Below are 23,364 nucleotides of genomic sequence, written 5' to 3'. Positions count from 1 at the left end.
GCTGAATATCAAGGTTTAATGAAAAAATCTTCCATTGTTAAAACGAGCATAAATATCTAAGTCATGAACGCATAATTTTTCAAAGATGAACCTAAATGTTTGTAAATATTGATCATGAATTGTTTCTATCAGTCTTTTTATAGCCTGTTGGTGTCAGCATATGTGCCACCGATTAGCTAAATATACTCGAAATAAAGCCAAAGCATCAAATGGATCCCAAAGTTCCAATACCTTTGGTTATTCAGTTAAGCCTACTTGATATTCAGAAGTATAATCCTAGGAAATCCGGGAACTCGCCTATACTCCCTCTTCCAAGAGAAAAGTAGGCAAGTATTTGTGAATAATTCCAGCTTGTGAAAAATCAATCTGATCCATGGACAAAACATATTTAGGATAATTATCATTAACAGCATTATAGACGCCGAATTCTCGCTTACGAGTCTCTTCGCTAGCCAACAAATAGGATACTTGGTAATACTCAGTTTTACCCTGTTTAGTCGCAATGAAGTCTATTTCTCTCTCATTCACCCGCCCTACTTGCACTTGAAATCCACGCGATAAAAGCTCGATATAGACGATATTTTCTAAAACATGTTCGATATTAGTAAAATTCGAAAAGCCAGCTGCCTGTCTGAATCCGTGGTCGGTAAGATAGTATCTTTCATCGACTGACAATAACTTTTTGCCAATGCGATCATAACGAGGCACTTTTTTCAAAAGATAAGATTCCTGACAAAAACTTAAGTAATTTAGAATCGTATCGACTGAGACTTTACGCCCTTCACTTGCAAAATATTTACGCAAACTATTGGCTGAAAAGGTCTGACCAATGTTTTCCAAGCAAAAAAGCAAAATGCGGTTAAACAAATCGACATCACGAATCGCATTATATTCAAGCACATCCTTAACAACAACGGTGTTGTAGATGTCATTCAAATATTTGAAGCTCGCTTCTGCTTCCCCATTAAAATAATGAAGTGAAGGCATACCGCCTATCTTCACATACAATTGAAACAGCTCTTGAACGCTTAAATTCAAGACTTGATACAGCTCGACAAATTCGCTAAAAGTAAAAGGCAGAATTTCAAAGTTGACGTAACGTCCAGCCAGCAAGGTGGCAAGGTCGCTAGATAACAAACTTGCGTTGGAGCCAGTGATGTAGATGTCGCAATCATAATCGACTCTCAAGGCATTGATGACGCGTTCCCAGTGTGTGACTAACTGAATTTCATCAAAGAAAAAATATATTTTCCCTTGGACTTGCTTTGTCCTCTCTTGGATTAATTGGTGTAAGTCTAAATCAGTTTGGACAGATAAGTATTGGCCAGATTCTAAATTGACATGAATAATATTCGTTTTAGGAATTTCTATCAGTAATTCAGACTGAATCATTTCCAGCAAGGTGGACTTACCCACTCTACGCATACCTGTGAACACTTTCACAACTGGTTTGCCAATGAAAGGGGAAACTTGATTGAAATATTTTTTGCGCAAGATATAGGCCATAACTGTATCTCCTTTCGATTATAATCTATAAGTTTTATATACGCTCTATGCATTTCTATTATAATCGAAACAATATGCAATTTCTTGATTTTTATCGGCTATAGTCGAAGCGCAACACAACTTTTTCGCTATTTGTCGACTATAATTGAAAGAAAATACTAAGCGGATAACGCCTTTAACAAACTATTTTCTCCCCATTTGCGGCAATCTATCTTCGATTATTTATGTATTCATTTCTCACTTTATCGGCAATACCAGAGCTTAAAACGTCCTTGATTATCTCTTTGTGGGGGAACTCAATTTGGCTAATTTCCTTACCATATTCAATGATCTTGCCAGTAGCATTATAAGTTGCATATTTGGCTATTTTGCCCGTTTTGATAAACTCAACAAAATCAGCTTGCACATTTTTGACGTTCTTCTCATCCTCATCGCTTATAGCTGTATTCAACTTGTCCATGTTAGCAAAAAGTATACTAACTCAGCGCCATGATAGGCACCTGGTTTTCTATAATCTATATTGGGCGCATAATTCAGTCTATAGCCATAAACTTCTGACTTCGCGCTCGGCTTTCGCATAAGGTATACTCAGTATGGATAATATATTCAGATTATCGGACGATTTTCCAGTAATGTCACAATAAAATTTGCCTATTTCTGTTTCTATCAGTTCCATTTTGACCTCAAATAATTCTTCTCTAAGCTTAAGCGCTGCACCCAGCTAGTTAATCCTTGGCATCTACACTAATATAAAAGTTACGACACATACGTGCTACTTTGATATATAGCATGGCGTGCTTTTTAATTCGTATAGCTAGTATAACCCATAGCTTGAGCGCATGAAGTAGAGAAGATACGCTTTTACGAGTTAAGTTGTTATTAGCTCACTCTGAACCTACTCCAAACCTCTAACAGAATAAATAGAATGGATCAGTCGTTTTCTGCTTGACATGTATACCGTTTGTATCAGGATCATCTTGAAAGGAGCTGATATTATGGCTAAAAGTCCTACGCAAATTCGCATTGATTCCCGAACCAAACAAAAAGCAATTTCGCTCTTCAACGAACTAGGCATTGATATGTCCAGTGCTGTGAACATCTTCCTTCGTCAGTGCATTTTACATGGTGGTTTACCTTTTAATGTAGAACTACCGAAGTTTAATGCCGAAACGTTGGCTGCAATAGAAGAAGGCAGAAGAATTTCCAGGGATCCTGACACGCACGCTTATACTTCTGTGGAAGAACTAAAGCAAGCTCTGTTGTCTGACTGATGTACAAGCTCAAGTTCACTAATGCTTATAAGAAAAGTTATAAGCGTATGTTCAAACGATACAGGTAGCCACGCAAACCTATTCAACATGTAAATGGCCATTCTAAGAGAATGGTCATTTTATATTTCAATAAATTATCGATATTTTCGCCCAACTTCTCGACCAAATCAAGCATTTTTCTGCAAAACGACAAGGTCTTTGCTACTCAATGATTTGTTTTCAATATAGCCTAAACGGCGGTATTGGTTGACAATTTCCTTGGTCTGTTTGCCATTTCGGAAAGCAACGACCAAATCAATCTTTCGATCTGCTTTTTTGTCACAATGATAGCCTAGGTCATATAGCTCGCTTATATCGGCTAAGTCTGTTGTAAGGAAAGTGTCAGCAATAACTACTTTGTTTCGAGGAATGGCGGCTAATTTTGCATGCAAGCTTTGGTAATAATCTAGTTTCTCGTGATAGCTTCGCCAGGAATAGCTAATTTCACGCAATAAGCCAGATGTAAATATTAAGGCACAGCAAACGGCTACAGCAATTAAGCTATTTGTGAATGTTTTTAGGAAGCGCTTTTTATTGCTAGAATTAGTTATTTTGGTCTGCCAGTTGGCCAAACTAAGTGCTGTCAAATAAATGAGTAAAGCACTTGAACCATAGTTATATTGAAAAATTAAGCTATGCTGAAACGAATAATTACTCAGCAAGTTCATCACAACAAGTGGCCCAAATAAAAGATAATTAAACCAGTGCTTTTGCCATAAAGGTATTCCGCCTAGGGCCAAGAGAATGGTCAGCAAATAGCGCAATTTGTCAGGCGTAAAAATCTGCTTCAAAATAAAGACAGGGTGTAAGATAAAATTAAAAGCAATCGCAATTAAGCCTTTTTGCCCTGGTAAAAGCAAGTTATCGAAGCGATTGACCATCGCCCCGCGCCCCACATGATTAAGGTAATAGACTACCAAGGCGAAATAAACTAACGGCACTATAACTTGCCACACAAAGTAAAATTTATCCTGCTTAAAATATAAGCGCACGCTCGTTTGGCTTCGTTCATACCAAGTTTTCGCTCCTTCCTTAGCCTGCTGATAATAACTCGCTATACACTTGCAAGCAAAATACACCCCAAGGCAGCAAACATAGAGCATGGCATCTTCTTTGATGGCCAAAGTCAGGCAGGTAAACAAGGCTACTTTGAGTTTGTTGCCCTGCCAATTAGCTAGAATCAAGCTAAATAAGCAAACTGGCAAAAAGCAATTTTCATGTAAGTCATAGAAATTGGAGCCTGTGATAGCCGGTGCATAAACATAGAGAAGATATATTGTGTAGCGCCAATTAGCGCTTAATTTCAGCTCATTTTGCAAAAGTTTGCTTAACGGCACTAGAGCTAACAAAACCGTAGCTGTCTGCAAAATCTGTAAGCAATAAGCTGTCGGCCAGATCCAGAAAAAGGGCAAAAACAGGTAGTAAATGGGCGACATATGCACGTTAAAATGGCTTAATAGCATGTCACGCTCCAAAGTCGTAAGTGCTAGTCCAACTCTGCGCATGTAATGAAACATCTGCACAAATAGGCCCATATCGTAAGTTGGGGTACTCAAAGCAGCCACCCTGGCGCACATGAAAGCCGATAAAGTAATAAAATGAATGGCTATAAAGCAAAATACAAGCTGACGCCATGTACCTGGATAATTAAAAGGCAGACGACGTCTGCCTTTGTTCGGCAAATAAAAATTTTGTTCCATCATTAAAAGCCTGCCAAATAGCCCCAATCTTTGATAAAAATACGATTATCCACCGAGCGATTCAAATCTTCCAACATGCCTGTAACTTGGCTCTCTAACGTGTCAATGAAGTGTACGATAGCACAAGCTACTGTCTCAGGGCGATCGCCATAATCGCCATGGTGGCCGATAATAATCGCCTGCATCTGACGATAGAACTTTTCATCATAGTTCGCCATGATTAAGTCTTTTTTCATCGCTAAGTACTCTAGGCCACGGGCGCGATGGTTACTGTACCAGTATTCAGACATGGAAAGTTCATCATACTCCCAGACTTTGCCTACATCGTGCAAAGTTACGCCCAAGGCTAACAAATCAGCCTGAGCTTGCAAATTAGGATGCTGCGTCAAAATGGTAGCTAAGATTTCCAACATCTTGAACGAGTGATGCGCTAAGCCACGCACTTGGTTATCGTGATGGCTGACAGCAGCGCCTTCAACGAAGAATCTGCCGTCTAATTCTGGCGCATTCAATAATTCATCTAGCAATTTAATCGCCTTGTCACTCACGCCAGCTGCCTGAGCAGCTTTGTAAGCACGAGCTTGCAAGTTATCAATCAGTTCTTTGGGTAAAGCGGCCAAAAAGTCGCTACTCTTCACAGTTTTGTCTGACGAAACATTGATCTTGCGTACAGTCAAATAGCTGCCATTAAATTCAGAGCCTTCGACTTCCACTTCGTAGATGCCAACGCCATGGTTGAGCACAGTCTTAAAAGTTCTTTCTTCCCAAATTTTAAATTCAACGCTGTCTGAACCATTCACGAACTTGCCGACCATAAAGTCATTGCGTTTGCCCTGTCTGACCTGCGGCATGCTGTTCACATAGACTAAGCCAGCTGAAACGCGACCTAATTCTAAGGCTTTTTGTAAATCTAAAATTTTAGCCATTATTCCTCCCGATAAGCGTGATAGCGTTTTTTCGTTTCTGAAATTAGCATTGGTAAACTATCAGCTATTTCACTAACAAGCTTGAACTGCGTCTTGGCACGCACTAAATTATGTTCTAAGTAAGCTGTCTTGAAATAAATATCGCCATTTAAGTAATCTGTCAAGAAGCGCACACCTGTTTCTAGTGGCAAAATCAAAGCGCCATGCGCCAAGGAAACAGCTTCTGCCTCTGTTAGGCTCTTAGCACAACTAGTCAAGAAGCCATCTAAGAAAGCGAAATACATTTTAGGTAGGAAATGAACCTTGCTAAGGTCTTTTTCATCTTCCAACGCGCTGGTAGCACCTGTTCGAATGGCATCACCAAAATCAAATGCCACTAGGCCCGGCATAACTGTATCCAGGTCAACTACGCACAAAACTTCTTTGCGCGTACGATCGAACAAGACATTGTTCAATTTGGTATCATTGTGCGTAACTTTGAGTGGCAAATTGCCCTTTTCAAGTTCAGTCATCAAATAAGCTGCCTCTTCTTTGAATGTTTCAGCTTGTTTGAGCAAAGCTTGTACCTCTTGTTCATGTAAGCGCTGTTTAGGATCTTTCTGACAAGCTTGTTCTAATTGTATATAACGGTTACGGGTGTCATGGAACTTAACTATAGTTTCGCTTAATTGCTCAGCTGGGAATTTAGCCAAATCAGTCTGGAAGCTACCGAATGCCTCGCCTACAGTCTTAAATTGCTCAGCACTTTCCAAAACTTCATAGGACATACTGTTCTTGATGAACTCATACATGCGCCAAACAGCCCCCTCAGCATCGACATAATAGAGCTTGGCTTGGCTGGTAGGCAACAAGGTAAGTGTAGTGCGACTGACATCCTGACCTCGTTCTTTGGCTTTGGCTTTTAGAACAGGCAAAATCAAGGCGATATTGTTCATAACCTCGATGGCTTTAGGGAAAACAACTGGATTGATGCGTTGGAAAATATAGTTTGTATTAGCGCCATTTAATTCAGTTTCAACTAAATATGTATCGTTGATATGTCCGTTGCCATAGCCTGGTACAAAGTTCACAAGTTCACCAGGTACTTCAAATTCGTCCAAAATTGCGTAAGCCAGCTTGTCTCGATCAGCTAACTTGTTAAGATCCACGTTCATACACATAACCTCGTTTCGTGTTTGCTCCATTATAGCGTGAAATGGCAAGCTAGCCAAAATATTAAAGCATAAAAGCGGGGTGTAAGGCATGGACGCAAGGAAACTCGCTAAGAGGCGTAGTTAAGCCAACTAAAAATTGCATAGTTCGCGTTTGTTGTTTACGTTGTCGTTCGTGTTTGGATTGGTGTTGATGTTTGTGCTGCCGTTCGTGCTTACATTGGTGTTGCCGTATTAAATTCAGAAAAAAAGACTCAAAGCAGAGCAATTGCCTTGAGTCTAATTAAACGGAGAAGAAGGGATTCGAACCCTTGCTGGAGTTACCCCCCACTAACGATTTAGCAAACCGTCCCCTTCAGCCTCTTGGGTACTTCTCCACAAGAACGGAGAGAGTGGGATTCGAACCCACGATAGGTTGCCCTACGCCGGTTTTCAAGACCGGTGCCTTCAACCGCTCGACCATCTCTCCAAGCCGAAATTGAATAAGCATTAAGATTATACAAAACTTTTGAAGTAAAGTCAAATTTTCAACGTACATCACATAAAATGCCCGCGCAATGAAACGCGAAAATCACAAAAATCTCCCGCCAAATTTCTTAAACGGGCCAAGAGAGTATGTTATCTTTTTAATTGGCAAATACAAAAGAAAGGATACTCTCTATATGGAAAGGATATCACAGGATAGCGTAATCTAAGTTGGTGTAAAAAAGGAAAGCCAAGATGACCCTTTCAGTTATAATAAAAATGTAAATAAACAAACAGGAGGATCAAGATGGCTCAAATCAATATTGCACTAGAAACGGAATTACTTAAAGCCCTATTCATAGTAAACCATGAAGAGCTATGAAAAAATTACTAAATAAGGTTATAGACGCAGTTCTAAATAGCGAAGCTTAGGAACAAATAGGGGCTGCGTTATACGAAAGAAAAGAAGCAGTTAGCAACATTAGAAGTTAAAAGCCAAGGTGACGTTATGCCTAATTGCTTATTAACTGAAAGGAATTTACACCAACTTTCTTGACGCAACCTGGAAACGGTAAACCGTTAATATACGTTTTTGTTTCATTAATTCCATATAATAATTCTAATCTAAAGCATTCTTAGCAATGCTTCCAGATAAATCTTTTGGCAAGCTCATAAGTATTTTTCATTATCCATAATTAATCTCTGATATTCACCATTAGATTCGTTCTTCGCTAAAATTTCTTTTAACAGCTTCTCACATTCACTATCCAAATATTGAAATTGAAGCTCGTCCATTTATTCCCCCCTACTATATAAATCTATATGTTTGATTCTACAGCATTTTTATCCATTTGTCCTACACGCAAAATCAGCCCTATACCTGCAATTAAAACATATACAAAAACCACAAGCCCTTGCGGGCCTGTGGTTCCATCAACTTGGTTATAACGCGCCTTAGCGACTGGTTCTAAGTACAGTGACTTCTCTTAGGTCTACCTAATGATTAGTGACGCTTTGTAGCAACTACTACACCAGCCAATGTCATCAAAGCACCGATACCTGTTGCTACTGTTGCAACTTCACCTGTCTTACCAACTTGACCTGGTTTTGTTGTTGTCTTGCCGTCTTTACCTGTCCATACCTTGTGCTTAGCTACTGTATAAACAGCTGTGATAACACGGTTACCACCTTCTGTTGTCTTATGGAAGTATTGAGGTGTCTTGTTAGCTTCTACATCAGCTAATACCCAGTAACCATCAACATCGTCTACCAAAGCAACACCATTCTTGAATGTCAAAGCCTTAGCAGCAACCTTCTCAGCTGTTACCCAACCACGTGTTGCATACAAACCGGCATTAACTTCATATTGGCCGAGTTCTGTACCATCTTCGCTGATAGCACGAACCTTAATAGGATATTGTTGAACTACAGCTACCTTAATTGTTGTAACTTTGAGTTCCTTAACTTCTACTAATTGAGCTTGATCGTCAGCAAGTACTACATGCTCCAAGCCGAAGTGCTTAATCAAAGAATTAACTGTGTAAGCACCAGCCTTTACGAAACCGCTAACATCCTTACCATCAGCTACTTTCATATATACATAACCATAACCTGGCTTGTATTCATCATATGATGGTTTTTCAACAACTGGGCTCAACTTAGCCTTGAGTAAAGTTAATTCAGCCTTCAAAACAGCAAGCTCATCTTCTTTTGTTTCACGATCTGTTTTTTTCTGATCTAATGCTGTTTTTTTAGCTGCTTTATCACCTTCGGCAGCTGCGTCATATTCATTCTGAGCCTTTTGTTCTTCTACCTTAGCTGTTGCTAATTCAACTTCTTTTTCCTTAATTTGAGTTTCTTTATTCTTAATTGCTTCCTTAACAGCTTCTTCCTTATCGTGCTTGCTTTGCATAGCATCAATTTGGTCTTGCAACTTCTTGATATCGTCTTTGAAATCAGCCTTTGGCAATACTGTCAAACCCAAAGTCATAACAGCAGCTAATGCCAATGTAACAATCTTTTTCATTGTGTTTTCCTCCTAATAGTTAGCCAAAGCGTTGATGGCAGCTTCAGCTTTTGAGGCTACTTTAACAAATGCTCGCTTGCTAATCAGGGAAAATCAGTAAAGCTCACCCTAAGTTCACTAGCTCGCTGACGTAATTCACACAGGCCCTTGATACTCACACATTAAGGTCACCAAGTTCACAAGCACTTCACATCACCTAACAGCTAAATCAGGAAGTTCTTTCGCATAGTAAACATGCTCCAGCGTTAGGCCACGGGCAGCCAACGTCATACCAGCCAACTTGCGATTGCCCGTAATTAAGGCATTTTCAACATCCTCTAACGAACGCTGCTTAGCCCCAACTGCCATCAGCGTGCCAGCAATAATTCGAACCATGTTATACAAGAAGCCATCACCCGTAATTCTGAACCTAAGAATTGGTAGATAACTTGGATAGCCAGTATCAGCTTTAGAAGCATCAAGTGAAATTACGCGCCTAACATAAGAATTAACCTCAGCTTTGGCGCCACAAAAAGCTCGGAAATCATGCTCACCGACAATTAATGCACACGCCTGCTGAATTTGAGCTATATCAAGCGGATAATAGCACAACGTAGTTGTTCGGCTACACAAAGCCGGTTGCACCTTACTCAGAACAAGATCATAAGTATAAGTCTTTGCTAAGGTCGAAAACCTAGCATTAAAAGTATGCGGCATCTCATAGGCAGCTAACACACTTATGTCCTCAGGCAAATAGCTCCGACAAGCAAGTGGCAAATTCGCAGACGGAATTTGGCAATTTGTGTAGAAAGAAGCCACGTAGGCCCTCGCATGCACGCCAGCATCAGTACGGGAACAGCCATAGACAATGATATTTTCCTGACAGATATTAGTTAAACATGCTTCCAATGCCGCCTGCACAGACGGCGCATTCGTCTGCCTTTGCCAGCCAGAGAAATTAGTCCCCTCATACTGTAGCACCAAGGCAATATTGCGCTTCCTGTCATAATCCCGGAAATTGCAATTGAATACAGGCTCTGTCTGCTTGGCCAAGAACGCTTTGATCTCATTATTTGCTTCTGTACACGCAAACGGCGCTAACTTAATTTCACTACTTATATCACGGGAATTTAACTTAGCCCAATTAACTTGTGAACCTGCCATCATTATCTCCAATTAAATATATGCCTGCATAACAAGCATAATGACAAGCAAACTCACAATGCCACCTGCAAAGAGCCAATCACTCACTTGCAAGTTAAACTGCTGCATGCGCGTGCGATTCTCTCCGCCATGATAGCAGCGAGCTTCCATACTGGTTGCCAAATCCAAAGCACGGTTAATCGCTGACACGAACAGAGGCACCAGAATAACCACCATCCCTTTGGCCCGCTTCACGATACTGCCTGTGTCGAAATCAGCGCCACGCGCAATTTGCGCTTTTTGCAAAGTTTCCATCTCCTCGGCAATCGTTGGCACGAAGCGTAAGGCAATCGACATCATCATGGCAATCTCGTGCGCCGGGAAATTCACCTTCTTAAGTGGCTTAAACAAATCCTCCAAAGCTGCCGCTATCACAAGTGGCGAGGTCGTATAGCTCAAAAAGAGCGTCGAAGTCAAAACCAAATACACAATTCGAGCCAGCATCAAGCAAGCTTGCGCCAGATTTTCAGCGTAAATTTTCACAAAATAAAATTCAAATAGTAAAGTCTGCCCCGTCCCAATGAACAAATTCAAGAGAAAGATCAGAACGGAAACGAACAAAATTTGCTTCAAGCTGCTAAAGAAATAGGCCCAAGGCAACTTAGATAATTGCCACAAAGCTAAGAGAATCACGCCATAGGCGGTCAACGCCCACGCTGCTTTTAGTGCAAAAATTAAAATCATCAAAGCAAATGACGTCACGATCTTTAAGCGAGGATCGAAACTATGCAAAATAGAATCTGCCTGATAATAGCGACCAAGACTTATTTGCATACCTCAACCTCACTCTCTACGCTATCTGCCTTTAGTTCTTCTAAATCTGGCATTAGCTCATTAGACGCTGAATTTAACGCTTTGATACTGTTTGCAATATTTCTTAGAGCATTCGCCAAAGTCGGCGCATACGTCTGAATTGGCCAGTTCAAATTAAGCTTTAATTGTTGTAGAGCAGCTGTCAACGCAGGCTGCTCCAAAGAATTTGCCTGTAAGAACTCTTTCTTAGTGAAAATCTCATCAGGCGTTGTCAACGTAACTAATTTGCCCTGCTTCATAATTAACACTCGGTCTGCAAACTCCGCCACATCTTCCATATTATGGGAAACGACAATAATGGTTTTGCCAAGCTTCTTCAACAAACGAATATAGTTAAAAATCTCATTGCGGCCCTTGTCATCTAAGCCAGCAGCTGGCTCATCCAGCACAAACACATCTGGCCACATGGCAACAATCCCCGCCAAAGCCACGCGGCGCATCTGGCCACCAGATAGCTCAAATGGCGACTTCTCCCAGACAGACTCATCAAAGCCCAGCATGTCAGTGGCTAACTTGACAAGCTCCTTGACTTTAGCTTGACTGTAGCCAAGTTTCGTTGGCCCGTAAGCTATGTCCTTGTAAACAGTTTCAGCAAACAGCTGATGCTCAGGATATTGAAACAATAACGCCACATGTCGCCTAATTTTTAAGAAATTGGCCTTGTCTGCTGCATCTAAGCCATGCACTAAAACTTGCCCAGGCTCGTTTTTGAGTAAAGCATTTAAGTGCATAATTAGCGTCGATTTGCCAGAGCCAGAATGACCCACAATTGCCAAAATCTCGCCAGCTTTCACATCGAACGAAATATCATGCAGAACATCGCCTGTCTTGTTATCTGCATTAGGGTAGCGATAAGACAGATGCTTCACTTCAATAAGCGGCCGATTCACATTCTCTTCCGTAGCTTCGTTACTAGCCACAGTCTGCAAATTAACTAACTTTGCCTGCAAATTTGCTAATAACGTGTTAGATTTCTTATCTAAGTTGAAAGCCATCGCCTCTAACTTAGGCACATTAGCTAATTTCAATTTAGAAGCTGCCTCCGTGAGCGCCTGCACCATCGTCGTCTCTTCAAAATCAGGCAAATTCAGCTTGGCCTCGCCCTCTACGCCTAACAAGCACTTCAACAAAAGCACATTGCCTGGCAAGCGTAATGCTAACTTATCTAGCATTTCATCATCATTGAATAAGTCAATTGGCCGATACACCCGCTGTAAATTGCCTTTGACTAGAACCATGACCTTGTCGGCTGTAAGTAACTCGTCTAAATGGTGCGTCACATTCACAACCGTTAAGCCCTGCTCTAGCCTTAATTTGCGAATAAAAGCTAATAATTCACGGCGCATATCAGGATCTAGCATGCTTGTAGCTTCGTCCAAAATCAAGGCCTTAGGTTGCATGACCAAAATACTGCCAACAGCTAATTTCTGCTTCTGGCCACCTGACAAATTACTAGGCGCTTGCTTAGCTAGCGCCTCCATCTTCAACAACTTCAAAGCTGCCTTAATCCTCTCGACAATCTCAGCTGGTGGAATAGCCAAATTCTCCGGGCCAAAGGCCATATCTTCTTCAACCGTAGTACCAATTATCTGATTATCTGGGTTTTGGAAAACCATACCCACCAAGCGCCGTAACTCGAACAAATCCGTGTCAGACTTACTATCAATGCCGAAACTAGTCACGCGCCCAAATTGTGGTAAAAGCAGCGCATTAAAATGCCGAGCTAAAGTAGATTTGCCTGAGCCATTAGGCCCAACAATTGCAGTATATGTCCCTCTTTCGATAGCACAATTAACAGCCTGCAAAGCCCAAGTTGTGTTCAGGCTCTCTGGCTGACTCTCTCCTGCTTTCTCACTCAAATCATCATAGGTGAAATAGACTTCTTCTCCCTGAAGCACAAGCTCCAATTTTGCTTTTAACTCCTGCAAGACAAACTCCTCGTTTCGGCTAATGTCAATAACTAACTTTGTATTTTAACATAGAAAAAAGCCGTAACTTGTGATAGCTACGACTTTTAACTAAAAATAGACAAATCTTCTATGTTGCGATCTTAGATGAGCTCAACTAAAGCCATCTCAGCAGCATCACCACGACGTACACCTAACTTAGTGATACGTGTGTAGCCACCTTTACGATCCACATAACGTGGAGCGATTGTATCGAACAACATGTTCAAAGGATAAACCTTCTTGCCTTCGCTGTCCTTCATCTCTGTGATGTGTAACATAGCTTGACGACGAGCAGCTAAGCGAGCTGGGCTATCAACTTTGACAGACTTGGTTGTGAGTTCACGGCTAACAACATCATACTCAACTGTCTTGCCGTTACGCTCAACTTTTTTACGCTCCAAAACTTTCTTGCCCTTACCATCTAACTTAGCACGAGAAGCAACAACCTCACGTGTTGTGTATTTGTCATGTACTGGGATAGCAAGTGTAATTAATTTTTCAGCAATCTTTTGTGCTTCTTTAGCACGCATATATGTCGTTTCAACCTTACCGTCAACTAGCAAACGAGTAACAATCCCGTTCAACATCGCCAAACGATGACTAGTTAGACGACCTAATTTGCGATGACCTGGCATTTAACTTTCCTCCTAAATTTGCTTATTCAGCCTGTGAATCACCTTTGAAGAGAGCAAAACCTAAATCTTGCAGCTTTTGCATAACCTCTTCCAAGGACTTCTTGCCCAAATTACGAACCTTCATCATTTCATCTTCGCTGCGCACAGCCAAATCACCCAAAGTGTTGATATTAGCACGCTTCAAACAGTTATAGGTTCTGACACTAAAGTCCAAGTCTTCAATAGCTGTATCGTATACTTGATTGTATTCGGCACTTGGAGCAGCAGTACTTGTTTCAGCCACTGGAGCTTGACCAGTCAAATCTTTGAACAAGCTGAGTTGCTCAATCAAGATTGAGGCTGCCATAGCCAAAGCTTTATCTGCTTCAATTGTGCCATCAGTCCAGACTTCCATCGTTAAGCGATCAAAATCTGTAACTTGGCCGACACGTGTATCCTCGACAGCGTACTTCACACGTTTAATAGGTGTGAAAATGGAGTCGATAGCGATAACACCGATAGGTTGATTAACCCATTTATTTTGTTCAGCTGTATTGTAACCTGTACCGTTTGCAACTGTGAATTCAGCGAAAAGTCTCTCGCTACCATTCATTGTGCAAATCAAGTGTTCTGGATTCATAATCTCAACTTCTTCATCAGTTGTAATATCACCAGCATACACATCACCCTTAAAGCCCTCAGCACGTGCTAAGTAAATGGTTTTAGGTGTATCGACATGCATTCTTGTACGGATACCCTTAACGTTCAAGATAATCTCTGTCATGTCCTGCACAACGCCTTTAACCGTTGAAAATTCATGTAAGACATTATCCACACGTAAAGAAGTAACAGCTGATCCTGGTAAGGAAGATAACAAAACACGACGCAACGAATTGCCTAATGTTTGACCATAGCCACGTTCCAAAGGTTCAATTACAAAGCGACCATACGACTTGTCATCAGACAATTCGACAGTTTCAATCTTGGGCCTATTATTATCCAACATTCATTTCCTCCCATCACCAAACGTAGTATTTGTATAAGTCAACTTAAAGCAAAATTAAACTCTACGTTTCTTAGGTGGACGACAACCATTATGAGGAATCGGTGTTACATCTTTGATCATGCTAACTTCCAAGCCAGCTGTTGCTAAGGCACGGATAGCTGATTCACGACCTGAACCAGGTCCCTTGATGTAAACTTCAACAGTCTTCATACCATTGTCTTTTGCGACCTTAGCAGCTTCTTCAGAAGCCATCTGAGCAGCAAATGGGGTTGACTTACGTGAACCATGCATACCTTGTGCACCTGCACTAGACCATGCAACAACGTTACCTTGCATATCTGAAACAGACACGATTGTGTTGTTGAATGAGGAATGAATATGCACTTGTCCACGTTCAATACTTCTCTTTACCTTACGCTTTGTACGGCGTGTTTTGACAGCAGTTTTAGCCATTTTCCATTACCTCCTTCTACTTACGTTTACCTGCAATTGCATGTGCCTTACCCTTACGAGTACGAGCATTTGTCTTGGTTCTTTGGCCACGTACTGGCAAACCAGCACGATGACGGCGACCACGGTAGCAACCGATATCAGTGAGGCGCTTAATATTCATCGCCACTTCGCGGCGCAAGTCACCTTCTACTTTATATTCATTTTCTAAAACATCACGAATCTTTGAAATCTCAGCTTCGCCAAGATCTTTCATGCGCGTATCAGGATCAATTTCACATTTAGCTAAAATTTCCTTTGAGCTTGTCAAGCCAATGCCATAGATATATGTCAAAGCAATCTCAACGCGCTTTTCGTTTGGCAGATCAACACCTGCTATACGAGCCATTCCTTTTACCTCCGAGTTAAAATTGTATCTATATAGAAGATGAGCTTCATTCAGCCGCGCTCATCCATTAATGCAAATAAAGGGCGCTCTAGGCCCTTAATCAACCTTGACGTTGCTTGTGCTTTGGATCACTGCAGATAACCATTACGCGGCCATGACGGCGAATAATCTTGCACTTTTCACACATAGGTTTTACTGATGGTCTTACTTTCATTTGAGTCACCTCCATCGCAGCCAAAATCGCTATTAAAGCTTTTTTGACATATGCTTTAACATTTTAGCAGAAAAAAACATCATTGCAAGTAAAGTGCCCTGCTTTTGCACTTTGCTCACCATTTACTTTACAAATTGTTTACTTTTTAGGTTTGAGAAACTATTTATCACGCCATGTGATACGACCACGATCCAAATCGTATGGTGATAATTCCAATTTGACCTTATCACCTTTTAGGATTTTGATGTAGTTTTGACGTAAACGGCCTGAAATGTGTGCCAACACGATATGCTCATTTGGCAATTTCACTTTGAATTCAGCGTTAGGGAGAACTTCCTCGACAACGCCCTCAACTTCAATTACATCCGATTTTGACATAAATTCTCCTTTTTTGTTATCTTAGGCACCGAATTTCAGTGCTAACAAATACAATTTAATCAGTTTAACAAAGACCAAATCAGCCTGTCTCAATTGCTGAACTGAGTGTTCTAAACTTGAGCTAGCCTTAAGCTGCTTTTCAAAGTCTAACATCGCCATTGTCAAACTATTCTTAAGTAATTCTGTCTGCTCATCCAAAAGCGCTAAAAGTGCTTCTGTTGCTTGCGCCTCTTTAGCCATCTTAGCTCTCAGCTTTGTACGTAAAAGCTCTAATAAGCTACGCACAGTCAGTAAGTGGCGTGGATTTTTACAAGCACGTTTGGCATAGACATTTGTTTTGTAGCGATACAACCATACGCCTGTTTCAGCCTTTGCTTGACGCTTTACTTTCTGTTTACGGCCCTTTGCAACTTTCTTCTGACGCTCAGCATATGCTCCTAGCCAACTAGCCAAAGAACTTGCTGGCAAATTAAATTCAGGTAACTGCCAAAACAAATAGCCTCTATCACTGCCAACTGTAGCTACACAAAAGCAATCAAGCTCGTTATTAGCTCTCTCTAAGCTTAGTGGTTCAATGTCTGCTTCTTTGAAAAATGTTGCTAACTCTCGCTTAAACTCATTACAGCTCATTGTGATCAAAAGATCATGCCAAGCTTTAGTTATGACTTTAGTATCATTGGATTGCAAACATGCTACAAATTGACGCCAAGCCTGTCCTTCTTGCTGTTCTGTCTTTGCCTGTGGACTTAATTTTGTCAGAGCTTCAACCATAAATTACTTTACCTGTGGCCATCTAGGCAACTTGTACTTTTTCAGTTCGCTCTCTGTCATTGTTAAAACAAAGACGCCATCATCTGTAATTACGAATGTGTTCTCATAATGAGCAGCATTCTTGCCATCAGCTGTAACAATTGTCCAGTCGTCATCAAGCACTTCGATATACCGGCTACCGGCTGTAAACATCGGTTCGCAGCACAAGACCATACCTTCTGCAAACCGAAGGCCACGGCCTGGTCGACCATAATTAAGGACGTTCGGATCTTCATGCATATCACGTCCGATACCATGTCCGCACAATTCCTCAACTACGCCATAACCAGCTTTCTCAGCTACCTGCTGCACCGCATGGCCCAAATCGCCTAAGCGTTTGCCAATCTGAACTTCTTTCAGGCCAGCAAAGAAACTAGCTTCAGTTGTTTCCATCAGTTTGCGATCAGCTTGACTAATTTCACCAACAGCATAAGTTCTAGCTGCATCAGCACAATAGCCATCGAGTGTAACAACAATATCCAAAGTGACAATGTCACCATTCTCAACAATATGCATCGGATGAGGAATGCCATGCACAACTTCCTCATTAACAGATACGCAAATTGCACCTGGGAAAGGCGGCTCACCGTAACCTAAGCAAGTTGGAATACCGCCAGCTTGACGAATGATACGTTCTGCAAAATCAGCTATATCTTTCGTACTTAAACCGGGCTTAATAAAACTTGGTACAGCTTCAAATATTTGTACAATGATTTGACCTGCTTCCCAAATTTTCTGCATTTCTTGCTTTGTTTTTAAGATAACACTCATTCTTTGCCTCTAGTTTCTCTAGCTAATCAAAGTCAGCCAAAATCTCACGTAAGGCTGTATAACTAGATTGATAGTCGCCACTATTATCTAAATGTCTTAATAGATTTAATGGTTCGTAATATGCCAATAAAGGTTGTGTCTGCTCATGATAAGTATGCAAACGTTTCAAAACTGTTTCTGCCTTATCATCCTCACGTTGCACAACAGCTCCATGGCAATTATCACATACACCTGCATCCTTAGGTTGTTTGGACACTATATGATAGCTTGCGCCGCAATCTAGGCAAACACGTCGACCAGCTAAGCGTTCGACAATTTGCTCCTCAGGTACGTCAATAGCCAAAACAAAATCTAATTTCAAGTCTAACTCAGAAAGCATCTTCGTCAAAGCCTCAGCCTGACTCAAGCTGCGTGGGAAACCGTCAAGTAAAAAGCCTTGTTTTACATCGTCTTTTTGCAAACGATCCTTAACCATCTTAATTGTGACAGCATCAGGAACTAACAAGCCTTGATCAATGTAACTTTTGGCTTCTTTGCCTAGCTCAGTCTGTTGCTTGATGTTAAAGCGAAAAATATCACCCGTTGCAATATGCACCAAGTGCTTCTCTTTCACTAAAATTTCTGCCATTGTACCTTTGCCTGAACCTGGCGCTCCTAATAATATAACGTTCATACATACCTCCGGTAAAAGAAAAGCAGAGCCGTAACTCTGCTTTTGTAATTACGTTCACGCTCAACTTAATCTAAGAAAGTCTTAAGTTTACGTGAAGACATTTGCGATTGAATCTGAGTAATCGTATCCATACAGACACCAACGATAATGATGATGGCTGTACCACCAAACCACAAACCATTTGTCTTTGTAACAGCACCGATGAACATTGGGAAGATAGTTACGAATGACAGGAACACACCTTCGAACCAGTTCAAACGATTCGCACTATTACGAATGAATTCAGTAGTTGGACGGCCTGGACGAATACCTGGAATAAAGCCGCCATTCTTCTGCAAGTTGTTCGAAATTTCAGTTGGATTGTATTGAATCGAAGAATAGAAGAATGTAAAGCCTATGATCAACAAGACATGGAAGACGTATTGAATCGGATTACTATCTAAGTTACGGAACCAAGATACAATCGGACCATCTGAATTGATGAAAGCAAAGGAGCTAATCAATGATGGAATCTGAATAATCGACATTGCGAAGATAACTGGCATAACGCTTGATTGGTTGACACGGATAGGCAAATAAGTACTTTGGCCACCCATCATCTTACGACCAATAACGCGCTTAGCATATTGTACCGGAATACGACGTTCAGCGATATTAATATATGTAATCAAAGCAAGTAAAGCCAAAGCTACTACAATGATTACCAGCACATAGAGTACAGCTAAAATGATGTTTGATTGTTCCAACCAGATGTTGAAATAAGCAGCACCGGACAATAGCATATGTGGCAAACGAGCAATGATACCAGCAAAGATCAAGATGGAAATACCGTTACCGATACCCTTCATGTTGATCAATTCACCGATCCACATTACAACGGCTGTACCAGCAGTAAATGTGCCGACAACAACCAAGCATGTCAACCATTTAGGCAATGTGCTTACTGTTGCACTATTAGTTGCATACCAGAAAGCGAAGGATTGGAACAAACCGAGTACAACGGTGAAGATACGAACGATGTTCTGAATCTTCTTACGACCAGCTTCACCCTCTTGGCTCATACGCTCCAAAGCAGGGATAGCAACTGTCAACAATTGGATGATGATCGAACTGTTGATGTAAGGTTGAATACCCATAGCGAAGATAGAAACAGAGGTCAACGCACCACCTGAGATCAAATCCATCATGCTACCGAGCGTACCAAAACGGTTGATGATATTTGTAAATGCCACGCGGTCAATACCTGGAACAGGTATTGAACCGCCGACTCTAAACAGCACAATCATGAACATTGTAAAAAGCAGACGCTTGTGTAAATCCTCGTTGCGCCATGCTGATTTCAATGTGGATAACATATCGCCCATGATTATACCTCCGTAGCTGTGCCTCCAGCTTGCTGGATGGCTTCCTTAGCAGCTGCTGTAAAACGATTAGCCTTAACAGTCAACTTCTTTGTTAATTCGCCGCCACCTAAGATAACTAAATTTGTCACAGCCTTAGAAAACTTAACTAAGCCAAGTTCACGCACTGATTCTAATGTAACTTCAGCACCTTCTTCAAATGCATTTAAGCGGCCAACTGTAATTTCGACGCTCTGTGGTACAAAGTTGTAGTTGTTAAAGCCACGCTTTGACATACGTCTGAACATAGGTGTCTGACCACCTTCAAATCCCCAACGTGTACCGCCACCAGAACGAGCCATTTGACCCTTTTGGCCACGACCAGCAGTCTTGCCGTTACCAGTAGCAATACCACGGCCCTTACGATAGGCCTTTTTGTTAGAGCCAACTGAAGGCTTCAAATCATTTAATTTCATGTTTGCCTCCCTTATGCTTCTTCAACCTTGACCAAGTGACGAACAGTTTGGATCATGCCACGGACAGCAGCATTATCTTCTTTTTCGACAACCTGACCAATTTTTCTTAGGCCCAAAGCTTGAACTGTTAATTGATGGTTCTTCAAGGAATTACTAATTCCCTTTGTTAAAGTAATCTTCAATTTTGCCATTTTAAGCCTCCTTATAGAATATCGCTGACAGCCTTGTCGCGCTTCTTAGCAATTTGTTCTGGAGAACGCATAGCCTTCAAAGCAACAACTGTGGCATTAACAACATTGTTAGGGTTGTTTGTGCCTAAACACTTAGCTGTAACATCCTGGACGCCAGCCAATTCAAGAATTGAACGGACAGCACCACCAGCGATAACACCAGTACCTTGTACAGCAGGCTTCAGCAAGACCTTAGCTGCACCGAAATTACCGATGTACTCATGAGGCAAAGTTGTACCTTGTAGAGGCACTGTCATCATGTTGTGCTTAGCACTCTCTACACCTTTGCGGATAGCATCTGGAACTTCATGAGCCTTACCGCTACCAACACCAACGTTGCCGTTACGATCGCCAACAACAACCAAAGCGGAGAAACGGAAGTTACGACCGCCCTTAACTGTTTTGGAAACACGACCAATGTGAATAACACGTTCCTCGAGTTCTACACCATTTGGATCATTGTAATTTTTATTCATGCAAAGCTCCTCCCTTAGAACTCTAAGCCAGCTGCACGAGCAGCATCTGCTAATGCTTCTACACGGCCATGATATACATAACCACCGCGGTCGAAGACGACTTCTTTAATGTTCTTAGCCAAAGCACGCTCAGCTAACTTAGTACCTACAGCCTTAGCAGCTTCAACGTTGCTGCCATTCTCCAGCTTCAATTCCTTATCCAAGCTGCCTGCTGAACAGATAGTTACACCGTTAACATCATCAATGAGTTGAGCGTAAATTTGCTTGTTGCTGCGGAAGACGCAGAGTCTAGGGCACGCAGGTGTGCCACTGATCTTTTTACGGATTCTGGCATGCTTACGTAAACGAATTACTTCTCTAGAAGTTTTATTAATCATAATCCTTGTCTCCCTTCACTTATTTCTTAGCACCAGTCTTGCCTTCCTTCAAATGCAAGACTTCACCAAGGTACTTAACGCCCTTGCCATGGTATGCATCAGGAACACGGAAGCCACGAATGTTAGCTGCAACTTCACCGACCAGTTGCTTATCTGCGCCCTTGATAGTAATTTTGTTATTTTCAACTTGAATAGCGATGCCTGCTGGAGCAACGAACTCAACAGGATGTGAATAACCTAAGTTAAGCACGAGTTTTTTGCCAGATAACTGAGCACGATAACCTGTACCCTTAACTTCAAGTTCCTTTGTGTAGCCTTGCGTAACACCGATGACCATGTTCTGGATCAAAGCACGTGTCAAACCGTGTAAGGAACGCTCTTCCTTTGTGTCACCTGTGCGGCTAACTAAAATTTCATTACTCTCAACTTTAACGTTGATAAGTGGATGAACCTTTTCTGTTAAAGATTCTTTGGCACCTTTTACTGTGACAAGATGTTCTTGGACTGTAACTGTTACTCCTTGTGGAATAACGATTGGTTTTTTACCAATTCTGGACATTGTCTTTCCTCCTACCCTTAAAATTACGAAGCTTGCGCTTCCTTTCAGAGTGTTATTATTTTAATTACCAGACGTAGGCCATTACTTCGCCACCGATGTGCTTAGCCCGAGCTTGAGTTGCTGTCATGATTCCCTGTGATGTGGAAACTATGGCAATACCCAAACCACCCAAAACACGTGGCAACTGATCGCAGCTAGCATAAACTTTCAAACCTGGACGGCTGATGCGTTTGATACCAGCAATGACTGGGGACTTGTCTTGATACTTAAGTGTCAAGCGGATAGTGCCTTGCACATCCTCGCTTAACAATTCAACTTTCTTGATGTAGCCTTCATCGAGCAAAATGTTGGCAATTGCTTGCTTAACACGAGAAGCAGGAACATCAACAGTTTCCTTATGTGCTGATGAAGCGTTACGAATTCTAGTGAGCATATCAGCAATACTATCTGTAACTACCATTGTTATTCTTCCTTTCTCTTACCAACTTGCTTTGTTAACACCCGGAATTTCGCCTTTATAAGCTAAAACCCGGAAGCACAAACGACAAATGCCGTATTTACGAATGAAAGCGTGTGGACGGCCGCAGAGTAAGCAGCGATTGTGGTTACGTGTTGAGAACTTAGCTTCTCTCTGCGATTTGATGATTTGTGATTTCTTTGCCATTTAATTAAGCCTCCTGACGAATGAAAGGCATACCGAAGAGACGCAACATTTCACGAGCTTCTTCATCAGTATTTGCGGTTGTAACAAAAATGATATCCATACCACGGATCTTGTCGATCTTATCGTAATCAATTTCCGGGAAGATCAATTGTTCTTTCATACCGACAGCATAGTTACCGCGACCATCAAAGGAATTAGGATTCATGCCACGGAAGTCACGTACACGTGGAATAGCCAAGTTGATAAAACGATCGAGGAACTCGTACATTCTATCGCCACGCAATGTAACTTTAGCACCGACATTCATGCCTTCACGCAAATGGAAGTTTGCGATTGACTTCTTAGCCTTAGTAATAATAGCTTTTTGGCCTGTAATGGTTGCCAAATCATTAGCTGCACTCTCACAGCCCTTGCTGTTTTCACGTTCGTTTACTCCGACGTTAATTACGATCTTCTCTAACTTAGGGATCTGCATAACGGAGCTGTACTGAAATTTCTCCTGCATAGCTGGAGCAATTTCTTTAAGATATAGTTCTTTTAATCTACTAGCCATTGGAACCCCCTTCATTAGCGCTTATTGCTCAAAGTGTCAATTACTTCACCTGAACGTTTGCTGATACGTACGCGATCACCATTCTCAAGTGTCTTAACTGAAACTTTGGTCGGTTGTTTTGTTTTTTCATCAACTAACATGACATTTGAGATATGGATAGGTCCTTCCATATGCACAATTTCACCTTGTTGATAGTTGTTGCCTGGTTTACGATGCTTCGTGACCATGTTTACGCCTTCGACGACAACTTGTTCCTTATCAGGAATAACACGCAGAACTTTGCCGGTCATCGCACGATCCTTACCTGTTAGGACGTAAACTGTATCACCTGTTTTAATTCGAATATGTGCCATGTTT

Annotated in this window: 30 protein-coding genes and 2 tRNA genes; 1 reads left to right on the top strand and 31 read right to left on the bottom strand. The window is 41.4% G+C overall.

From position 1 onward, the window contains the following. Positions 1-297: 297 nt before the first annotated feature. Together PYS62_RS01130 and PYS62_RS01125 are read right to left on the bottom strand one after the other, a co-directional pair. Positions 298-1,506: an ATP-binding protein gene (locus PYS62_RS01130; RefSeq protein ID WP_066714567.1), complete on the bottom strand. Its 1,209-nt coding sequence runs from the start codon at positions 1,504-1,506 to the stop codon at positions 298-300. Between the two features lie 208 nt (positions 1,507-1,714). Next, positions 1,715-1,966: a hypothetical protein gene (locus tag PYS62_RS01125; RefSeq protein ID WP_066714569.1), complete on the bottom strand. Its 252-nt coding sequence runs from the start codon at positions 1,964-1,966 to the stop codon at positions 1,715-1,717. A gap of 535 nt (positions 1,967-2,501) precedes the next feature. On the opposite strand from PYS62_RS01125, the gene PYS62_RS01120 reads away from it, so the two are divergent. Continuing rightward, positions 2,502-2,777 (top strand): type II toxin-antitoxin system RelB/DinJ family antitoxin, encoded by a 276-nt coding sequence (locus PYS62_RS01120; protein WP_066714571.1) that lies wholly within the window; start codon positions 2,502-2,504, stop codon positions 2,775-2,777. 167 nt (positions 2,778-2,944) lie between these two features. Here the strand turns inward: PYS62_RS01120 and PYS62_RS01115 are convergent, their stop codons facing one another. The 29 genes from PYS62_RS01115 to rplX form a co-directional block, all read right to left on the bottom strand. Next, positions 2,945-4,519 (bottom strand): DUF2079 domain-containing protein, encoded by a 1,575-nt coding sequence (locus PYS62_RS01115; RefSeq protein ID WP_066714573.1) that lies wholly within the window; start codon positions 4,517-4,519, stop codon positions 2,945-2,947. Further along, a complete protein-coding gene (locus tag PYS62_RS01110) occupies positions 4,519-5,442 on the bottom strand; it encodes an HD domain-containing protein (RefSeq protein ID WP_066714575.1) in 924 nt (307 codons plus the stop codon). Before PYS62_RS01110 ends, PYS62_RS01115 begins: the two co-directional genes overlap by 1 nt. Next, positions 5,442-6,596: a phosphotransferase enzyme family protein gene (locus tag PYS62_RS01105; RefSeq protein WP_066714577.1), complete on the bottom strand. Its 1,155-nt coding sequence runs from the start codon at positions 6,594-6,596 to the stop codon at positions 5,442-5,444. The genes PYS62_RS01110 and PYS62_RS01105 overlap by 1 nt, the downstream gene beginning before the upstream one ends. Before the next feature lie 285 nt (positions 6,597-6,881). Then, positions 6,882-6,970: transfer RNA gene (locus PYS62_RS01100), tRNA-Ser, on the bottom strand. A gap of 7 nt (positions 6,971-6,977) precedes the next feature. Further along, positions 6,978-7,062: transfer RNA gene (locus PYS62_RS01095), tRNA-Ser, on the bottom strand. A 665-nt stretch (positions 7,063-7,727) separates the two neighbouring features. Further along, positions 7,728-7,853, bottom strand: a complete 126-nt coding sequence (locus PYS62_RS01090; protein WP_315573132.1) for a hypothetical protein — start codon at positions 7,851-7,853, stop codon at positions 7,728-7,730. Between the two features lie 208 nt (positions 7,854-8,061). Next, positions 8,062-9,084 (bottom strand): hypothetical protein, encoded by a 1,023-nt coding sequence (locus tag PYS62_RS01085; protein ID WP_315574113.1) that lies wholly within the window; start codon positions 9,082-9,084, stop codon positions 8,062-8,064. Positions 9,085-9,276: 192 nt separating this feature from the next. After that, positions 9,277-10,227, bottom strand: coding sequence for a tRNA pseudouridine(38-40) synthase TruA (gene truA / locus PYS62_RS01080; RefSeq protein WP_066715161.1), 951 nt, complete (start codon positions 10,225-10,227; stop codon positions 9,277-9,279). A 12-nt stretch (positions 10,228-10,239) separates the two neighbouring features. Beyond that, positions 10,240-11,040, bottom strand: coding sequence for an energy-coupling factor transporter transmembrane component T family protein (locus PYS62_RS01075; protein ID WP_066715160.1), 801 nt, complete (start codon positions 11,038-11,040; stop codon positions 10,240-10,242). Beyond that, positions 11,031-13,007, bottom strand: coding sequence for an ABC transporter ATP-binding protein (locus PYS62_RS01070; protein WP_066715156.1), 1,977 nt, complete (start codon positions 13,005-13,007; stop codon positions 11,031-11,033). The genes PYS62_RS01075 and PYS62_RS01070 overlap by 10 nt, the downstream gene beginning before the upstream one ends. Positions 13,008-13,129: 122 nt before the next feature. Next, positions 13,130-13,663 (bottom strand): bL17 family ribosomal protein, encoded by a 534-nt coding sequence (locus PYS62_RS01065; RefSeq protein WP_066715152.1) that lies wholly within the window; start codon positions 13,661-13,663, stop codon positions 13,130-13,132. A 22-nt stretch (positions 13,664-13,685) separates the two neighbouring features. Beyond that, positions 13,686-14,648, bottom strand: a complete 963-nt coding sequence (locus PYS62_RS01060) for a DNA-directed RNA polymerase subunit alpha (RefSeq protein WP_066715149.1) — start codon at positions 14,646-14,648, stop codon at positions 13,686-13,688. Positions 14,649-14,702: 54 nt separating this feature from the next. Continuing rightward, positions 14,703-15,101: a 30S ribosomal protein S11 gene (gene rpsK / locus PYS62_RS01055; RefSeq protein ID WP_066715147.1), complete on the bottom strand. Its 399-nt coding sequence runs from the start codon at positions 15,099-15,101 to the stop codon at positions 14,703-14,705. A gap of 16 nt (positions 15,102-15,117) precedes the next feature. Continuing rightward, on the bottom strand, positions 15,118-15,486 hold the full coding sequence (gene rpsM / locus PYS62_RS01050; protein WP_066715145.1) for a 30S ribosomal protein S13: 369 nt from the start codon (positions 15,484-15,486) through the stop codon (positions 15,118-15,120). A 100-nt stretch (positions 15,487-15,586) separates the two neighbouring features. Beyond that, the gene (rpmJ, locus tag PYS62_RS01045; protein WP_066715144.1) at positions 15,587-15,700 is read right to left on the bottom strand and encodes a 50S ribosomal protein L36; all 114 of its coding nucleotides are present in this window, start codon (positions 15,698-15,700) and stop codon (positions 15,587-15,589) included. 159 nt (positions 15,701-15,859) lie between these two features. Continuing rightward, positions 15,860-16,078, bottom strand: coding sequence for a translation initiation factor IF-1 (gene infA, locus PYS62_RS01040; RefSeq protein WP_066715141.1), 219 nt, complete (start codon positions 16,076-16,078; stop codon positions 15,860-15,862). Between the two features lie 21 nt (positions 16,079-16,099). Continuing rightward, entirely contained in the window at positions 16,100-16,849 is a 750-nt protein-coding gene (locus tag PYS62_RS01035; RefSeq protein WP_066715139.1) for a hypothetical protein, read from the bottom strand. Positions 16,850-16,852: 3 nt separating this feature from the next. Then, the gene (gene map, locus PYS62_RS01030; protein ID WP_066715137.1) at positions 16,853-17,659 is read right to left on the bottom strand and encodes a type I methionyl aminopeptidase; all 807 of its coding nucleotides are present in this window, start codon (positions 17,657-17,659) and stop codon (positions 16,853-16,855) included. 22 nt (positions 17,660-17,681) lie between these two features. After that, a complete protein-coding gene (locus PYS62_RS01025) occupies positions 17,682-18,332 on the bottom strand; it encodes an adenylate kinase (protein ID WP_066715136.1) in 651 nt (216 codons plus the stop codon). A gap of 65 nt (positions 18,333-18,397) precedes the next feature. Next, positions 18,398-19,696, bottom strand: a complete 1,299-nt coding sequence (secY, locus tag PYS62_RS01020) for a preprotein translocase subunit SecY (protein WP_066715135.1) — start codon at positions 19,694-19,696, stop codon at positions 18,398-18,400. 2 nt (positions 19,697-19,698) lie between these two features. Further along, complete coding sequence (rplO, locus tag PYS62_RS01015; protein ID WP_066715134.1) at positions 19,699-20,148, bottom strand: 50S ribosomal protein L15; 450 nt, start codon at positions 20,146-20,148, stop codon at positions 19,699-19,701. An 11-nt stretch (positions 20,149-20,159) separates the two neighbouring features. Continuing rightward, positions 20,160-20,339, bottom strand: a complete 180-nt coding sequence (rpmD, locus tag PYS62_RS01010) for a 50S ribosomal protein L30 (RefSeq protein ID WP_066715132.1) — start codon at positions 20,337-20,339, stop codon at positions 20,160-20,162. A gap of 11 nt (positions 20,340-20,350) precedes the next feature. After that, positions 20,351-20,854, bottom strand: coding sequence for a 30S ribosomal protein S5 (rpsE, locus tag PYS62_RS01005; protein WP_066715131.1), 504 nt, complete (start codon positions 20,852-20,854; stop codon positions 20,351-20,353). A gap of 14 nt (positions 20,855-20,868) precedes the next feature. Then, entirely contained in the window at positions 20,869-21,231 is a 363-nt protein-coding gene (gene rplR, locus PYS62_RS01000) for a 50S ribosomal protein L18 (protein WP_066715130.1), read from the bottom strand. Between the two features lie 19 nt (positions 21,232-21,250). Continuing rightward, a complete protein-coding gene (rplF, locus tag PYS62_RS00995) occupies positions 21,251-21,790 on the bottom strand; it encodes a 50S ribosomal protein L6 (protein ID WP_066715129.1) in 540 nt (179 codons plus the stop codon). A gap of 64 nt (positions 21,791-21,854) precedes the next feature. Next, complete coding sequence (gene rpsH / locus PYS62_RS00990; RefSeq protein WP_066715127.1) at positions 21,855-22,250, bottom strand: 30S ribosomal protein S8; 396 nt, start codon at positions 22,248-22,250, stop codon at positions 21,855-21,857. Positions 22,251-22,268: 18 nt separating this feature from the next. Next, positions 22,269-22,454 (bottom strand): type Z 30S ribosomal protein S14, encoded by a 186-nt coding sequence (locus PYS62_RS00985; RefSeq protein ID WP_066715124.1) that lies wholly within the window; start codon positions 22,452-22,454, stop codon positions 22,269-22,271. Between the two features lie 4 nt (positions 22,455-22,458). Next, complete coding sequence (gene rplE, locus PYS62_RS00980) at positions 22,459-23,007, bottom strand: 50S ribosomal protein L5 (protein WP_066715122.1); 549 nt, start codon at positions 23,005-23,007, stop codon at positions 22,459-22,461. A gap of 14 nt (positions 23,008-23,021) precedes the next feature. Then, positions 23,022-23,360, bottom strand: coding sequence for a 50S ribosomal protein L24 (gene rplX / locus PYS62_RS00975; RefSeq protein ID WP_066715120.1), 339 nt, complete (start codon positions 23,358-23,360; stop codon positions 23,022-23,024). Positions 23,361-23,364 lie beyond the last annotated feature (4 nt).

The sequence above is a fragment of the Amygdalobacter nucleatus genome (genome assembly GCF_029167365.1).
GTDB lineage: Bacteria > Bacillota > Clostridia > Saccharofermentanales > Fastidiosipilaceae > Amygdalobacter > Amygdalobacter nucleatus.
The sequence above is the reverse complement of the archived record's forward strand: the minus strand, read 5'-3'. Positions and strand labels throughout refer to the sequence as shown.

Bases quoted from the DNA above. Each gene is read 5' to 3' on its own strand.
- rpsE (WP_066715131.1), bottom strand. From the start codon at position 20,854: ATGAATAAAAATTACAATGATCCAAATGGTGTAGAACTCGAGGAACGT.
- PYS62_RS01090 (WP_315573132.1), bottom strand. From the start codon at position 7,853: ATGGACGAGCTTCAATTTCAATATTTGGATAGTGAATGTGAGAAGCTG.
- PYS62_RS01085 (WP_315574113.1), bottom strand. From the start codon at position 9,084: ATGAAAAAGATTGTTACATTGGCATTAGCTGCTGTTATGACTTTGGGT.
- PYS62_RS01110 (WP_066714575.1), bottom strand. From the start codon at position 5,442: ATGGCTAAAATTTTAGATTTACAAAAAGCCTTAGAATTAGGTCGCGTT.
- rplE (WP_066715122.1), bottom strand. From the start codon at position 23,007: ATGGCTAGTAGATTAAAAGAACTATATCTTAAAGAAATTGCTCCAGCT.
- rpmJ (WP_066715144.1), bottom strand. From the start codon at position 15,700: ATGAAAGTAAGACCATCAGTAAAACCTATGTGTGAAAAGTGCAAGATT.
- rplF (WP_066715129.1), bottom strand. From the start codon at position 21,790: ATGTCCAGAATTGGTAAAAAACCAATCGTTATTCCACAAGGAGTAACA.
- rpmD (WP_066715132.1), bottom strand. From the start codon at position 20,339: ATGGCAAAATTGAAGATTACTTTAACAAAGGGAATTAGTAATTCCTTG.
- secY (WP_066715135.1), bottom strand. From the start codon at position 19,696: ATGGGCGATATGTTATCCACATTGAAATCAGCATGGCGCAACGAGGAT.
- rpsH (WP_066715127.1), bottom strand. From the start codon at position 22,250: ATGGTAGTTACAGATAGTATTGCTGATATGCTCACTAGAATTCGTAAC.
- rplO (WP_066715134.1), bottom strand. From the start codon at position 20,148: ATGAAATTAAATGATTTGAAGCCTTCAGTTGGCTCTAACAAAAAGGCC.
- PYS62_RS01060 (WP_066715149.1), bottom strand. From the start codon at position 14,648: ATGTTGGATAATAATAGGCCCAAGATTGAAACTGTCGAATTGTCTGAT.
- PYS62_RS01130 (WP_066714567.1), bottom strand. From the start codon at position 1,506: ATGGCCTATATCTTGCGCAAAAAATATTTCAATCAAGTTTCCCCTTTC.
- map (WP_066715137.1), bottom strand. From the start codon at position 17,659: ATGAGTGTTATCTTAAAAACAAAGCAAGAAATGCAGAAAATTTGGGAA.
- PYS62_RS01125 (WP_066714569.1), bottom strand. From the start codon at position 1,966: ATGGACAAGTTGAATACAGCTATAAGCGATGAGGATGAGAAGAACGTC.
- rpsM (WP_066715145.1), bottom strand. From the start codon at position 15,486: ATGGCTCGTATAGCAGGTGTTGATCTGCCAAACGAAAAGCGCGTTGAG.
- PYS62_RS01035 (WP_066715139.1), bottom strand. From the start codon at position 16,849: ATGGTTGAAGCTCTGACAAAATTAAGTCCACAGGCAAAGACAGAACAG.
- truA (WP_066715161.1), bottom strand. From the start codon at position 10,227: ATGGCAGGTTCACAAGTTAATTGGGCTAAGTTAAATTCCCGTGATATA.
- PYS62_RS01065 (WP_066715152.1), bottom strand. From the start codon at position 13,663: ATGCCAGGTCATCGCAAATTAGGTCGTCTAACTAGTCATCGTTTGGCG.
- rplR (WP_066715130.1), bottom strand. From the start codon at position 21,231: ATGATTAATAAAACTTCTAGAGAAGTAATTCGTTTACGTAAGCATGCC.
- rplX (WP_066715120.1), bottom strand. From the start codon at position 23,360: ATGGCACATATTCGAATTAAAACAGGTGATACAGTTTACGTCCTAACA.
- PYS62_RS01025 (WP_066715136.1), bottom strand. From the start codon at position 18,332: ATGAACGTTATATTATTAGGAGCGCCAGGTTCAGGCAAAGGTACAATG.
- infA (WP_066715141.1), bottom strand. From the start codon at position 16,078: ATGTCAAAATCGGATGTAATTGAAGTTGAGGGCGTTGTCGAGGAAGTT.
- PYS62_RS01115 (WP_066714573.1), bottom strand. From the start codon at position 4,519: ATGATGGAACAAAATTTTTATTTGCCGAACAAAGGCAGACGTCGTCTG.
- PYS62_RS01075 (WP_066715160.1), bottom strand. From the start codon at position 11,040: ATGCAAATAAGTCTTGGTCGCTATTATCAGGCAGATTCTATTTTGCAT.
- PYS62_RS01105 (WP_066714577.1), bottom strand. From the start codon at position 6,596: ATGAACGTGGATCTTAACAAGTTAGCTGATCGAGACAAGCTGGCTTAC.
- PYS62_RS00985 (WP_066715124.1), bottom strand. From the start codon at position 22,454: ATGGCAAAGAAATCACAAATCATCAAATCGCAGAGAGAAGCTAAGTTC.
- PYS62_RS01120 (WP_066714571.1), top strand. From the start codon at position 2,502: ATGGCTAAAAGTCCTACGCAAATTCGCATTGATTCCCGAACCAAACAA.
- rpsK (WP_066715147.1), bottom strand. From the start codon at position 15,101: ATGGCTAAAACTGCTGTCAAAACACGCCGTACAAAGCGTAAGGTAAAG.